Below are 14377 nucleotides of genomic sequence, written 5' to 3'. Positions count from 1 at the left end.
TCAAGGCCGCCATATAACCTCGAAGACTATTTATTAAGACAGAAACGCATGACTGCCTTTTGCGCGTGCAGACGGTTCTCAGCCTCGTCCCAGATCACAGAGTTGGGGCCATCCATCACTTCGGACGTAGCTTCGTCGTCGCGGTGGGCAGGCAAGCAATGCATGAACAGTGCATCCGATTTGGCATGGCTCATCAAGTCTGCATTCACCTGATAGCCGCGCAGCTGGTTGTGGCGGCGTTCGCGGGCTGATTGCGGATCATGCATGGAAACCCAAGTGTCTGTGACCACAAGGTCGGCACCATGCACCGCTTCGTTCGGGTCACGCACGGTTGTGTAGAGACCGTCCAGCGCGGCTTCCGGCTGCAGCGTTTCAGGGCCCGTGAACACGAGATCAAAATCGAACTGTTTGGCCGCGTGGGCAAAGCTGGCGAAGACGTTGTTGCCATCACCAGACCAGACGACTTTCTTACCTTTGATCGGTCCGTTGTGTTCTTCGAACGTCATGATGTCAGCCATGATCTGGCAGGGGTGCGTGCGGTCTGTCAGACCATTAATCACAGGCACAGACGCATATTCCGCCATTTCCAGCAGGGTTTGCTCTTCGAATGTGCGGATCATGATGAGGTCAACGTAGCGCGACAAGACACGTGCCGTGTCGGCAATGGTCTCACCGTGGCCCAACTGCATGTCAGAACCGGACAGAACCATGGTTTCGCCACCCATTTGGCGCACACCGACGTCAAAAGAAATACGCGTCCGCGTGGACGGCTTTTCAAAGATCAGCGCAACCATATGGCCCGCGAGCGGCTGGTCAGCGTCTGGCGTGCCTTTGGGCAGGCCTTCCCGGGCGGATTTCATCGCGGCGGCGTTGTCGATGATGCCGCGCAAGTCGTCGGCGTCTGTTTTGTGAATATCGAGAAAGTGGGTCATAAGTTTCGCTTTTGATAGGTGCGGAGGGGGCGCTGCCCCCGTCCTGCGGACTCCCCCGAGGTATTTGTGAAACAAAGGCAGGGGCAAAATAGGGTTAAAAAATCGCTGTCAGAGTATCGATGCAACCTCTGTGGCGGCCTTTTCGAGCCGCTCGATGGCGGTGTCGATTTCAGCGTCTGTTAGGTTGAGCGGGGGCAAAAGGCGGATCGCATTGTCTGCGGCAGGCACAGTAAGCAATTCTTGGCCATAAGCAGCGGTAACCACGTCCATGTTAGTCGCATTGCACTTAATCCCAAGCATAAGGCCCGCGCCACGCACCTGTTCAAACACTGTCGGATGACCTGCAACCAGCCCTTCAAGTTTTTGGCGCAGCAAACCGGCCTTGCGGTTTACCTCAGCAAGGAAGGCGGGGTCGGACACGATCTCCACCACTTTACATCCAACGGCACAGGCCAACGGGTTACCACCATAGGTGGACCCATGCGTGCCAGCAGTCATGCCTGAGCTTGCGTCCTCAGTCGCAAGAACCGCACCAAGAGGAAAGCCGCCGCCAATACCCTTGGCAACCATCATGATATCTGGCGTCACTCCTGCCCATTCATGGGCGAAGAGTTTACCAGTGCGACCAACGCCACACTGGACCTCGTCCAAGATCATCAGGATCCCGTGTTCATCGCACAGATCGCGCAACCCCTTGAGGCAAGCATCCGGCAACGGGATGATGCCACCCTCGCCCAAGATCGGTTCAACCAAAATCGCACCAACAGTGGGCGATTTTGCAGCCTCAGTCAGGGCGTCGTGATCGCCGAACGGCAGGTGAATGAAACCCGGCAATAGGGGTCCAAACCCTTTGGTCATCTTTTCGGACCCAGCGGCCGCAATCCCCGCCGCCGAGCGGCCATGAAACGAGCCGTCAAAGGTGATGATGTCGGTGCGTTCTGGCGCGCCTTTGTCAAAGTGAAATTTCCGCGCCATTTTCACGGCCAATTCGCAGGCTTCCGTCCCAGAGTTGGTAAAGAAAACCGTATCCGCAAACGTATGTTCAACCAGCATATCCGCCAGCTTTTGCTGGGGTTCGATGTGATACAAGTTGGATGTATGCCAAAGCTTACCCGCCTGTTCCGTCAAAGCCGCGACCAGTTCAGGGTTCGCATGGCCCAGCGAATTCACAGCGATACCCGCGCCAAAATCCAAGAAGCGTCGGCCATCTGCCTCGACCAGCCAAGAGCCTTCACCACTGACAAAGGTCAGAGGGGCGCGGTTATAGGTCGCAAGGACAGAATTGATCATGGGATCACCCTTTTAAAAATGAAGGCCCTTAGGTGCGTGAGCGCGGGCCAAAAGTCAACGATGTGAGGAATATAGAAGGAATTTAGACAACAGAGGTCGCGAAGCGGATCAATAGATCAGCGTCGGCGTCGGTTTTCTATCTGTGTCAAATTCATTTTCATGGGAGCGTTCTAGGAGAAAAGGTGCAGGCTTGGCAAGAGCAGATGCCGGCCTAATTGGTTAAGCCATCAGCGCGTAAGCATGCGCGAATCCATTTGGCTGCGGAACGATAGTGTGACGGCCCTGCGGCCTCGGCCCAGCGACCTGTTGTCCAAGCATTGTTTCCGCCCTTCATTGGGGCTCCATAAAGTTCGCCACTGGGAAGGGAATTTATGAAGTAAACAAGTTTGAGGTGGTTTGCCCCAAGTTGATCGCAAGCTTGTGTCCAAGTGATGCCGCTTTGGACGTCACGCAGTGCCGCATTGTAGGCTTTGATTTGGTTCCACTTATATCCTTTGGCCGGAATATGAACGTCGACGCCCGCTTGCCCCTCCTGATACCACCTCAGAAACAACGCAATCCAATGGGCGCGATGGCCGATGACGTCCTTAATAGAGGTGTCATCCTCGCGTTTTCGCATCGCCTGATCGGGCGTAACCTTGCCCATGACGACGCACAGCTTGGCATAGTCCTTTTCGGTCACATCGATGAGCTCGGCTTTGTTTGTTGCTGCGGGCATTTGGAACTCCTTCGGCTTCCGTTATCACGCCCACAAGTCTCGCGCCTTGATCCAAGACAAGAGCCGTGGCATTGCGAGGTATGTCCCACAGAGAAGCCCCCCTAACCGCCGTTTTTCTGATGGTCACCGCGACTTTGTTCATTGCTGGCACGACTTTGGCTGCCAAGGCTTTGGGCACGGACACGCTGGGACCAAAGCTACATCCGCTTCAGGTCACGCAAGGGCGGTTCATCTTTGCCTTTCTAGGGCTGCTTGTTGTCTCGGCCTTCATGCGACCAAAAATATCAAACCCGAATTTCAAACTGCACGGTGCGCGTACATTTTGTGGTGCAATCGGCGTGACGTTGATGTTTTCTGCGGTGGCTTTCATTCCCTTGGCAGACGCAACGGCGATCAGCTTCTTGAACCCCGTCTTTGGGATGATCTTTGCGATCCCGTTTTTGGGCGAAAAGGTCGGGCCGTGGCGATGGTTGGCCGCTGGGCTCGCGTTCGTCGGCGCGGTGATCTTATTAAGACCAAGTCCCGAGACATTTCAAATCACGGCGCTGCTCGCGCTTGGCGCTGCCGTGATGCTGGGATTAGAACTTATTCTCATCAAAAAGCTCGCCAATCGGGAACCGCCGATGCAAATCCTGCTGATCAACAACCTGATCGGCTGTATCCTTATTTCCATAGCAACGGTCGCGGCCTGGGCCCAGCCCACACTGGCACAATGGGGCGCACTGGCGGCCTTGGGTTTGATGATGGCGGCCGCACAAACTTGTTTTGTAAACGCGATGGCACGGGCGGACGCATCCTTTGTGACACCATTCAGCTATCTGACACTGATATTTGCCGCCCTCTATGACTGGGCAATATTTAGCGCCGTTCCCGACTGGATTAGCGTATTGGGGGCCGCTATCATCGTGTCGGGCGCGGCGCTGCTGGCGTGGCGCGAAGCGGTGAACCGAAGCCGATTGCGAAGAGTGCCGGTGAGTACTGGAGGGCGGGTATGAGTAAGAAGTTTGAATATCAAACTAAGGGACGATCGAAGCGCAATGTGAGCGGACTGATCTTCACGTTACGTTTAGCGGGCTGGATTGTTTTCGACACCCAATCCAACTTTCATTGGTTGATCCTTGTCGTGCTGGTTGGTTTTATCGCGCAGCACCTGTGGCCATTGATCCGAAACCCCATTTACGGGATGGCGATCAGCGATGACGTGGTAACCATTGGCGTTGAAGGTGAAATCAAAGAATTTGCACTTGAGGACATCAAATACGTCAAGGTGGCCGGCATAGGGGGCGGCGGGATTACTTTAAAGGCGCACCTTAAAAACGGCGAAACGGTTAAGGCACGCGGACCCAATTTGCCCGCCGCTCATACTCTGCGAAAAGAGTTTAGGTCCCTCGGTATAGACGTCAGAAGCGCCCTCTTTTCCTGACATTACGCCTTAAGGCGATAGCCGATGCGCAGCCAGTACCAGACCAAGCCAAGCACACCTGCCGCACAGAGGGAAACGACACCCAAGCCCAACCAAGGGCTGCTGTCACTGACGCCGAGTGTGCCAAAGCGCACGCCGTCGATGATGTAAAAGAACGGGTTCCAGTGGGACAGGGTTTGCAAGACGGGCGGCAGGGCTTCGATCGAATAAAACGTGCCCGACAAGAACGCGAGCGGTGTGATGATAAAGTTCGTCATCGCCGAAAGTTGGTCGAACTTATTGGCGAACACACCCGCGATCATCCCCAGACCTCCCATAAAGACAGACCCAAGCAACACGAACGTCACCGCCCAAACGGGATGGTGAATGGGCATACCGATCAACCAGACGGCCCCGATGGCAATAACCACCGCAACAATCATCCCACGCGCAACAGCCCCGCCAATATACCCGATCAATAACTCAAGCGCAGAAAGTGGCGGCATCAGCGTATCGACAATATTGCCACCGACCTTGGCAGACGCCAAAGAACTTGATGTATTGGCAAAAGCGTTCTGGATCACGGTCATCGTCAGAATACCCGGCGCAAGGAACTGCATGAACGGCACCCCCATCACATCACCACGGTTCGGGCCAATCGCAATCGTGAAGATCAACAAAAACAGGCCAGCGTTCACCAACGGCCCCATGATGGTCTGGCTCCAGACATTCATAAACCGCAGGATTTCGCGGCGGATCAGCGTATACGTTCCCAGCCAATTCACCGCGCCAAAACGGCGAACGCCCATATCTGTCTTGTTGCCGTGCATCGCAGTGATTCCTTTTTATCGGTGCAGTGGTTGTATCCGCCGCGTGGGTGCTTAGAATAGGGGATTGAATGAATTCTCAACCCCATACCTCAAATGGGGTCTGACCCTTAGCCAGATAAGTGGAACAAATATGTCTTGGACCGACGAACGCGTCGAAGTGTTGAAGAAGATGTGGGGCGAAGGTCAATCCGCCAGCCAGATCGCCAAAGAGCTTGGCGGCGTCACCCGCAACGCCGTTATCGGCAAAGTGCACCGCTTGGGGCTCAGCAATCGTGCGGGCTCTGGTGGCGGTAGCAAAGCTGCTGCACCAAAGGCAAACGCGAAGCCTAAGGCACCCGCAAAGCCCAAGGCGCCGCCCAAAAAGGCCGTGGCCAAAAAGGTCGAAGAGGAAGTGCAAGAACCGCGCACTGAATCTGCATCCCCTCCACCACAGCCAAAGGTACCGCACGCACGCCGCCAGATCATTCCGGCTGGCCAACCGTTGCCACCGCAGCCATCGGCCAATGAGATCAGCCCAGAGGCTTTGGCCAAGGTCAACGAAGTTGAGAAAACCGCCAAGAAAATCAGCTTGATGGAGCTGACTGAAAAAACCTGCAAGTGGCCTGTCGGCGACCCTGCGACAGACCAGTTCTGGTTCTGTGGTTTGGAAGTCAAACCAGGTAAACCATATTGCGAAGCACACGTTGGCGTGGCGTTCCAGCCAATGTCATCGCGCCGCGATCGCCGCCGGTAATCCGGCTTTAACGACTTAGAAAAAGGGCTGGAAACGCATGATCTTAAACGCGTTTCTAGCCCTTTATCGTTTGGCCTGGGTTCTGCTGACGCCATTGGTGCTGGTTTACCTTTGGCACCGTGGCCGCCGCGACCCTGTCTACAAAGCGCATCTTCACGAACGCTTTGGCAGCTACGCCCCCCTGCCCCAAAACCCGATCTGGATCCACGCCGTTAGCCTTGGAGAAACACGATCCGCCGTGCCAATGGCGCGCGATCTGTTGGCCGCAGGCGAGACGATTGTCTTCACCCATTTCACCCCCGCAGGACGCAAAGAAGCACATCGCGCCTTCGGCACTGAAATCGCAGACGGCCGCGTCGCAAGCGTTTGGGTGCCTTTGGATATGTTCTGGACGTTCAGCCGGTTCTTTCGCGCGTGCCGCCCCAAGATCGGGCTAAGCATGGAGATCGAAATCTGGCCCGCCATGGTGTTTGCCGCCAAGAAATATGGCGTGCCGTTTTATATGTGCAACGCGCAATACCCCAGCAAATCGCTGACCCGCGATTCAGGCGGGCTGCGATTGCGCCAAAAGATCATGACAGGGTTTGCAGGCGCCTTCGTGAAATCGCAATTACAGGCGGATCGGTTTGCCAGTATTGGCGTGCCAAACATCCATATCACTGGTGAGCTACGCTTTGACCAACCTATCGCCCCCGCCCTTCTGGCGGCTGCCGCAGCAACGAAGCCCCTGTTAAAAGGCCGTCCTGTTGTGACCATCGCCAGCGCGGTCGAGGGCGAGGACGATATTTACATCCAAGCGATCAAAGACGTGCTGGCCCATGATCCGCGCACCCTGTTCATCTATGTACCTCGCGCACCGGAACGGTTTGATGATGTGGCAAAGATGCTCATCTCGGCAGACCTGCCCCCTGCGCGTCGCTCTGAGATGTTTAGCGAAACACTCGACATGGCGATCCCGGGTCACGACTGGATCGACGGCGTGCAGGTGCTTCTTGGGGACAGTTTGGGCGAGATGTATTTCTACCTCGCCCTCGCGGATCGTGTGATCGTCGGTGGCGGCTTTAACAGCCACGGCGCACATAACATTATTGAACCCTTGGCCTTGGCAAAGCCCGTGGTCACAGGCCCGACCACCTATACAATCGAATACCCCTTCGTTGAGGCCGAGGCTGCTGGCGTCGCGAAATCGGTTGAAACTGGCGCTCAGATGGTCGAACTCCTGTCCGGCCCGACGTGGACGACCGTGACAGACATTGATGCGTTCATTGCGGCACATTCCGGCGCAAGTGCGCGCACCTGTGCTGCGATTAAGGCGGAGATCGAACGCCCTTAGTGGGCCGGTTTGATAAACGTACCATTGCGAAGATCGCGGATCGCGGTTTGCAGTTCTTCTTTCGTGTTCATCACGATGGGGCCGTGCCACGCGACAGGTTCCTCAATCGGGGCACCTGAGATCAGCAAGAACCGCACGCCCAGCTCACCTGCCTGCACCGTGACCTCGTCACCTGTGCCAAAGCGGATCAAGGTGCGATCGCCTGACATGTCGCGAATGTTGACCTCTTCGCCCATGACCTCCTTTTCAAGCAACACACCTGTCGGGGCGCTGGCATCGGCAAAGGCGGCCTGACCGTCAAACACATAGGCAAAGGCACGGCGATAGGTGTCGATCTTGAAGGTCTTTTTCACGCCAGCAGGCATCGATACATCAAGGTACTGCGGATCGGCGGCGATCCCATCCACCGGGCCACGTTTGCCCCAGAATTCGCCCGTGATGACGCGCACAACTGTACCGTCGTCATCCGTGATTTCGGGAATCTCCTTGGCTTCGACGTCTTGATAGCGCGGGTCCGTCATCTTTTGAGCGGCGGGCAAATTCCCCCACAGTTGGAACCCGTGCATCTGTCCTTGTGCGTTTCCGGCGGGCATCTCTTGGTGCATGATGCCTGATCCGGCGGTCATCCATTGCACATCCCCAGCACCAAGCGTGCCACGATTGCCAAGGCTATCGCCATGTTCAACGGTCCCGTTCAGCACATAAGTAATGGTTTCGATGCCGCGATGCGGATGCCATGGAAACCCCTTTTCGAAATGCGCAGGATCATCGTTGCGAAAGTCGTCGAATAACAAAAACGGATCAAGTTCGGTCGGGTCTTGGAACCCGAATGCGCGATGCAAGTGCACGCCCGCGCCTTCCATAGTGGCTTGCGCGCTGCGGGTTTCTAGAACAGGTCGGATCGACATAGCGGGCTCCTGTGAATAGGTGCCTTCATCCTAGGGCGATGCAGGCATGCAGGCAATCTTCGCCACATCACCCTTTATGTGCAGAAACGCACAGCACTTGCAGGGGCGCTCTTGCCCGCCTAAACCGCCCCTATGCGCACGTTTGAAACCGCCACAAAAACTGATTGGATCGTTGATCGCGCCTTGCGTGGCATCATCAGGTCCGCCCTTGCCCTGCCCTACGCCACCCGCGTGCGCTGGTTCGGTGCCGTCATCGAAAAAGTCGTGGCACCGCTAGCGGGCTATCGCAAACGGGCCGAAGACCAGCTGGCGTTCATCTGGCCTGACATGCCAGAAGCCGAACGCCGCACCATGGCCAAAGCCGTGTGCAACAACTTCGGCCGCACGATGATCGAAAACTATTCCGGCGCGGGTTTTGCCAAGCAGATTGAAACCGCCAAAGTCAGCGGTGAAGGGCTTGCGGCCTTGGCGCAGGCCAAAGAAGAAGGCCGCCCCGTTTTGTTCGTCACAGGGCATTTCGGAAACCACGAAGCGCCCCGTCAGGCTTTGGTGCAACGCGGATACACGATCGGCGGTCTGTATCGCCCAATCGCCAACCCCTATTTCAACGCCCACTACGAAAAAAACATGCTTGAGATGTCTGGCGCGGTGTTCCCGCAGGGGCGTAAGGGCACGATCGGCTTTGTAAAAATGCTCAAACAGGGCGGCATGGGCACACTTCTGTTTGACGTCCGCGCAACGCGCCATCCGCAAATTCCATTCATGGGCCAACCGGCCCACACAGCCACATCGGTCGCTGACATTGCGCTAAAAATAAATGCGCTGGTCATCCCCTATTTCGGCATCAGACAACCCGACGGGCTGTCCTTTGAGGTTACCGTCCAAGCGCCTATTGCTCTGACGGATCCTGCCCAAATGATGGCCGAAATTACAGCCCGCCTTGAAGCTCGCATCAAGGCCAACCCTGAACAATGGTTTTGGATACATCGCCGCTGGGGTTAGGCTCTGCGCGATTGGAAGCAGCCAGTTTTCTGACAGGTTTGGCAGTACTTCGATCTCTCGATAAAGGGTCGCAGAAACATCGATTTTGGATGATGAAATCGTCAGCCCGGATGAACGCCCACGTCCCCCAACCAAAGTGCTCCCCTCTGCTATGCCTTTTGCCGTGCGTTGCCGGAATCCCAAGCCGGAGCATCCAGTAACGTCAGCGCGCGGCGTTCCCCCAAGATGACCACCTCCAGCCCGTCACTGGCGCCCGGGTCCACATAGGCAAAGGCGAGGCTTTTGCCCGTCGCATGGCCGTACCCACCTGAAGTGCAGACGCCGACGACCTTGTCCCCTTGCATGACAGCTTCGCCGCCGTAGATGTCACAGTCGGTTGCGGCGACTTCGCCGTAAACCAGCTTGGTGACGATGCCTTGCTGACGCACGTTTTCGGTTGCGGCGCGGCCGTTAAAGTCACCTTTATCAGGGGCATAGAAACGCTCGCAATCGGCTTCGATCAAGGTAATTTCGTTGGTTAGTTCGGCAGCGTAGCCACGATAGGCCTTTTCCATCCGCAAGCTGTTCACGGCCTGAACACCAAAATCAGCGATGCCGTGGTTTTGCCCAGACGCCCAGATCGCATCGTAGAGGGGCGCGAGGTCGCCCATCGGCGCGTGCAATTCCCAGCCAAGTTCACCCACGTAGTTCACCCGCAAAGCGCGCACGGGGACACCCGCGATGGTGATTTCTTGACCCGAAAGCCAGCGAAACCCTGCGTTGGTCAGATCGGCATCGGTCAGCGGGGCCAGTACGTCCCGGGCTTTCGGGCCTGCAACGACCAACATGCCGTAATCGTCGGTGACATTGGCAATCGCCACACCATCACCAGCCGCCATGCACAACTGATCCTGCGCCATCCGTTCAGTGCCTGCACCGGACAAAACGTAGAACCGATCATCGCCCAAACGGGTGATGGTCCACTCGCCCTCGATCCGCCCACCGTCTGACAAAACATGTGTCAGGTTGATGCCGCCTGTCTTCTTGGGCAGCTTGTTGGCGGTCAGGCGGTCCAGCAGCGCCTCGGCCCCTGGGCCAGACACGTCAAACTTGGCAAAGCTCGACAGGTCCATGATGCCAACGCGCTCGCGCACGGCGCGGCACTCTTCGGCCACGATTTCGAACACGTTGTTGCGGCGGTATTGGAGCTTTTCTTCGAATTCGTCGGGGGCGAAATATTTGGGCCGCTCCCAGCCATACACTTCGGTATAGATCGCGCCTTTGGCTTTCAGCGGCTCATAGAGCGGCGTCACGCGGTTGGGGCGACCAGCGTGGATTTCACGCCCTGGCAACGGCGTTTCGAACATGTTTTCATAATCATCAAAGCTTTTGGCGCGGGTATAGTCTGGGTCCGCATAGGCCCCGAAACGACGCGGATCGACGCTGTGCATGTTTATTTCGGCATCCCCGTGGATCATCCATTGCGCCAGGTATTTACCTGTGCCCGCGCCCTGCGCGATGCCAATGGCGGCCCCGCAACATTGCCAAAAATTGCGCAACCCGGGCGCGGGGCCAACCAGCGGATTGCCGTCGGGCGTATGAGGTATCGCGCCGTTGATGATGCGCTTGATGCCCGCGTTCGCAAAGATCGGCATGCGTTCCAGTGCCTTTTCCAGCCACGGAGCGATGCGATCAATATCTCCATCAAACAGCTCATTCTCGCTGTCCCATTCGGGGAAACCACCGCGTCCGGCCCACGCCTCGCGGCTGCCGTAATGCTCATAAATGCCGACAAGCCCTGCGTTTTGTTCTTGGCGGTAATACCCCGCCGTGGCCGGATCACGCATCACGGGCAATTCTGCATCCAGACCTTTGAATTCTTCCAAAGGTTCGGTCACAAGATATTGGTGTTCCATATTGGTGATGGGGGTTTCGACACCCACCCATTTGCCGACCTCACGCGCATAGCAGCCAGCAGCGTTGACCACATGTTCGCAGGTGATGGTACCCGCATCGGTCACGACTTCGAACTCGCCAGAGGCCAGCACATTGATATCCGTCACGCGGGTTTTGCGAATGATTGTGGCCCCGAACTGGCGCGCGCCAGCGGCCATGGCATTACAGGCGCTTGAGGGGTCCACGTGGCCGTCCATATTGGTGTAGGCGCCTGCCAGAATGCCGTCCGTTTCAATCCAAGGGTTCAGCTCTTTGATACGATCGGGCCCGATGACTTCCATGTGAAAGCCGACATTGGCCGAGAAACCAGCGACATGGTTGAACCAATCGACCTCTTCCTGCGTCGTTGCCAACCGTATTCCGCCACAGCCGTGCCATCCTGCGGGCTGGCCAGTGATTTCTTCTAGTTTCGGATACAGCATGTTGGAGTAGTGGTGAATCTTGGCCATGTTGTAGTTGCTGATGAAACTCGGGCATTGGCCTGCCGCGTGCCACGTCGAACCACTGGTCAGCTCGCCCTTTTCGATCAACACGACGTCTTTCCAGCCCTCTTCGGCCAAGTGATAGGCAAGGCCCACCCCCATCATACCGCCACCGACGATCACGACTTTTGCATGAGATTGCATAATGGGTTTCCTTTTCTCTACGTTTACCAGTCGCCGTTTCCGGCAAACATCCGGGCTCTGGGCAAAATGATGTTGAAATTATCGCGCAGCTGCAAGTCGACCGCTTCGGGAATATGGCTCGGGTAGTGCTCTGTCAGGATTTGACTCACTTGATCACGGGCCACGTCACGGGCATCGCGCCCACCTGCATCTTCCCATTCGCTGACGCTGCGGCGGTCGGCGATGTTTGGATAAAGGTAATCGGTCTTCATGCGGGCAAATGTTTGCGGGTGGCCCAGATAATGGCCTTCTCCCATCACTACATCGCGGATCACATCGAAATTCACCGAGTCTTCGCTTACATCGACCCCTTTGACCGTGCGCAGGATGGCCCCCAACAGATCATTGTCCAGCACATAGCTTTCAAAGCTGGTGCCCATCAGGCTGCCATGCATGCCCGCGCTTTCATGGATCATCGACGCGCCCGCATGGGCCGCAAGTGACACGGTATATCCCTTTTCGCCCCCCGCCTGCATATCGGGCAGTTTGCTGTCTGTCATGCCGGCGGGCACGGAATTGGGCAGATCATAAAACGCGGCCATCTGGGCGCAGGCTGCCGAAAGCAGTGCCTGTTCGCCTGATCCCCCCGACATTGCCCCAGTGCGCAGATCGCTGACAAAAGGCCAGGTGGCAAAGATGCCCCGGCAGTTGGGGTCTATGATGTTACACAGGATAAGCCCCGCCAGCACCTCGGCACAGGCCTGCGCCACAGCTCCAGCCAACGCCGCTGGGGCAGTGGCCCCAGCTTGGCCCGCGGCCACCAGCAGGATCGGCATTCCGGCTTCCACCGCCGCTTCTAGGGCTTCACAGCTTTCAGTGGCAAACCGCATTGGCGGGACGACATGGCAGCAAACGGCGGTACAAAACGGGCGCTCGCGGAACTTTCCTTCGCCGCCCGCGACCGCATCCAGCATCGGCATAACCGCCTTGACGCTGGCGCTGTCAGTATAGCTGACGGCGATGGATTTCGTTGTGCCGGACAGGCAGGCATAGGTGGTGTTGATATCCAGATCGAGGATCGTCTTCGTATCCCGCGCCACAACCGAGCGGTGATACCAATGGATATTGTCCATTTTGTCCACCAAGCGGGCGATATCGAAAAGATCAGCGACCGTACTCTCGCGGTATTTGCCGCTGTGGAAGTCCAGAATAGTGGGGGCCGCCCCACCAGTGCCGGTGTGAACGCGCTGCCCACCAATTTCGATGTCATGAGCAGGGTCGATGCCGTGCAGGGTGAATTTACGCCGCGTTTTCGCGATTACGTCTTCAACCAAGGCGCGTGGGAACCGCAGGCGGCCATCGCCGTCAACCTCGCATCCCGCGTCAACCGCACGGGCTTGCAGGCTGGGCGTGACTTGCGACAACCCGAGATCTGCCAGCAATTGCAGCACCAGCTCGTGAATGCGTTCGATTTCCACGGGGGTTAGTGGCTGGTAATGGCCACCCGTCATGCCCGGGCCAATCGGCGGCAGGATTGGCGTGGCGATCTGCTTGTTGCGGCCACGGCGGTTTGGCGTGCGGGACGGAGCTGACATAAAGGACCTCGCGGCGTTTTCTACATATCAGTAATTCCGCAAACGCCCCCTACATCAAACGATCTTTTCGAATGCCTTGCATTCCCTCAAGTCATGCGAAGATCAACCCAAAGCCTCACATTCTTCTATAATCCATTGGATGAACTCGGAAACGCTTGGGGTGAGTGCCTTCTCGCTCAATGCTCCGATGTAATAGCTGTTTTGCGTTTCAATCGGGCTGTCAAAAGGGCAAACCAGTTGCCCGCTGGCCAACATTTCATCTGTAATATAGCTCCAACCGAGGGCAACACCGCGCCCCGCTTCGGCCCCTTGCAACACCATCGGATAGCTGTTCAGGCGGATGCCACGCCGGACGGGTTGTCCCGTGACACCTTGCTGCACAAGCCACGCCTGCCAATCGACGGCGCCCCAAATCGTGCCGCCCCCCTCAAGATGTAGCAGTGTCTGATCAAGCAAATCACTTGGGCGTTGTAGCTCTTGATGCGCCTGCAAATACGCGGGACTACACACAGGATAGACCTTTTCGCCAAACAAGCGGCGGGCATCGACGCCGTCCCAGCCGCCTCGTCCATAAAGCACGGCAACATCTGCATCCTGTTTGCTTAGATCAACTTTTTGATCCGATGCCAAAACGCGCAAGTCTATTTCAGGGTGGCGTTCTGCAAAGTGTTCGAGCCGCGGCATCAACCAATAGTATGAAAACGCAACCGATGCGGCCACGGTGATCTGGGGCATCTGGGTCGTGGCGCGCAGATCCCTCACGCAATGTGCAATCTCGTCCAATCCCCGCGTGACAGCTTCGAACAGGCGCAGCCCATCAGGGGTATGTTCGATTGCGCGGTGTTTGCGCACGAAAAGCGGCCTCCCCAGATCACGTTCCAATGACTTGACCTGCCGACTGACCGCGCTTTGGGTCAGGCACAGTTCATCGGCTGCCGCCGTGAAACTCATCCGCCGAGACACGGCTTCAAAGGTGTGCAGCTGCGACAGCGCTGGCAACGCGTACTTTCTCAATTATAGGTCCTTCTCGGCAGAGGTAGCGGAATCAGATCGGCGACTGATAGATGCATGACCATAGAATTTTCGGTCCGGTT

Annotated in this window: 13 protein-coding genes; 5 read left to right on the top strand and 8 right to left on the bottom strand. The window is 56.8% G+C overall.

All coding sequences use genetic code 11. The annotated features are described in order from the left end of the window. Positions 1-26: 26 nt before the first annotated feature. From argF to KO486_RS15865, 3 genes are all read right to left on the bottom strand, one after another. Positions 27-932 carry an ornithine carbamoyltransferase gene (gene argF, locus KO486_RS15875; RefSeq protein ID WP_216038246.1) on the bottom strand — a complete coding sequence of 302 codons (906 nt, stop codon included), beginning with the start codon at positions 930-932 and terminating at the stop codon, positions 27-29. A gap of 108 nt (positions 933-1040) precedes the next feature. Continuing rightward, positions 1041-2222, bottom strand: a complete 1182-nt coding sequence (locus KO486_RS15870; RefSeq protein ID WP_216038245.1) for an aspartate aminotransferase family protein — start codon at positions 2220-2222, stop codon at positions 1041-1043. Positions 2223-2433: 211 nt separating this feature from the next. Then, positions 2434-2940, bottom strand: a complete 507-nt coding sequence (locus KO486_RS15865; protein WP_216038244.1) for a ClbS/DfsB family four-helix bundle protein — start codon at positions 2938-2940, stop codon at positions 2434-2436. A gap of 80 nt (positions 2941-3020) precedes the next feature. Between KO486_RS15865 and KO486_RS15860 the strand changes: the two genes are divergently transcribed. Together KO486_RS15860 and KO486_RS15855 are read left to right on the top strand one after the other, a co-directional pair. Then, entirely contained in the window at positions 3021-3935 is a 915-nt protein-coding gene (locus KO486_RS15860) for a DMT family transporter (RefSeq protein WP_216038243.1), read from the top strand. Further along, the gene (locus tag KO486_RS15855) at positions 3932-4363 is read left to right on the top strand and encodes a hypothetical protein (RefSeq protein WP_216038242.1); all 432 of its coding nucleotides are present in this window, start codon (positions 3932-3934) and stop codon (positions 4361-4363) included. The genes KO486_RS15860 and KO486_RS15855 overlap by 4 nt, the downstream gene beginning before the upstream one ends. A 2-nt stretch (positions 4364-4365) precedes the next feature. On the opposite strand, the gene KO486_RS15850 is transcribed toward KO486_RS15855, so the two are convergent. After that, positions 4366-5172: an ABC transporter permease gene (locus KO486_RS15850; RefSeq protein ID WP_252734841.1), complete on the bottom strand. Its 807-nt coding sequence runs from the start codon at positions 5170-5172 to the stop codon at positions 4366-4368. 130 nt (positions 5173-5302) lie between these two features. Here KO486_RS15850 and KO486_RS15845 point away from each other — a divergent pair, with 130 nt between their 5' ends. Continuing rightward, positions 5303-5905, top strand: coding sequence for a GcrA family cell cycle regulator (locus tag KO486_RS15845; RefSeq protein WP_216038241.1), 603 nt, complete (start codon positions 5303-5305; stop codon positions 5903-5905). Between the two features lie 37 nt (positions 5906-5942). Beyond that, positions 5943-7238, top strand: a complete 1296-nt coding sequence (locus tag KO486_RS15840) for a glycosyltransferase N-terminal domain-containing protein (RefSeq protein WP_216038240.1) — start codon at positions 5943-5945, stop codon at positions 7236-7238. Here KO486_RS15840 and KO486_RS15835 read toward each other — a convergent pair. After that, a complete protein-coding gene (locus KO486_RS15835) occupies positions 7235-8146 on the bottom strand; it encodes a pirin family protein (RefSeq protein WP_216038239.1) in 912 nt (303 codons plus the stop codon). The two genes, KO486_RS15840 and KO486_RS15835, sit on opposite strands and share 4 nt — an antisense overlap. Positions 8147-8278: 132 nt before the next feature. Between KO486_RS15835 and KO486_RS15830 the strand changes: the two genes are divergently transcribed. Continuing rightward, the gene (locus KO486_RS15830; RefSeq protein ID WP_216038238.1) at positions 8279-9148 is read left to right on the top strand and encodes a lauroyl acyltransferase; all 870 of its coding nucleotides are present in this window, start codon (positions 8279-8281) and stop codon (positions 9146-9148) included. Positions 9149-9297: 149 nt separating this feature from the next. Here the strand turns inward: KO486_RS15830 and KO486_RS15825 are convergent, their stop codons facing one another. The 3 genes from KO486_RS15825 to gcvA form a co-directional block, all read right to left on the bottom strand. Then, the gene (locus KO486_RS15825) at positions 9298-11709 is read right to left on the bottom strand and encodes an FAD-dependent oxidoreductase (RefSeq protein ID WP_216038237.1); all 2412 of its coding nucleotides are present in this window, start codon (positions 11707-11709) and stop codon (positions 9298-9300) included. Positions 11710-11732: 23 nt separating this feature from the next. Beyond that, positions 11733-13283, bottom strand: a complete 1551-nt coding sequence (locus KO486_RS15820) for a trimethylamine methyltransferase family protein (protein WP_216038236.1) — start codon at positions 13281-13283, stop codon at positions 11733-11735. A gap of 102 nt (positions 13284-13385) precedes the next feature. Then, entirely contained in the window at positions 13386-14297 is a 912-nt protein-coding gene (gene gcvA, locus KO486_RS15815; RefSeq protein WP_216038235.1) for a transcriptional regulator GcvA, read from the bottom strand. Between the last annotated feature and the right edge of the window lie 80 nt (positions 14298-14377).

The organism is Octadecabacter sp. B2R22, assembly GCF_018861045.1.
GTDB lineage: Bacteria > Pseudomonadota > Alphaproteobacteria > Rhodobacterales > Rhodobacteraceae > Octadecabacter.
This window is presented reverse-complemented; position numbering and strand designations above follow the sequence as displayed.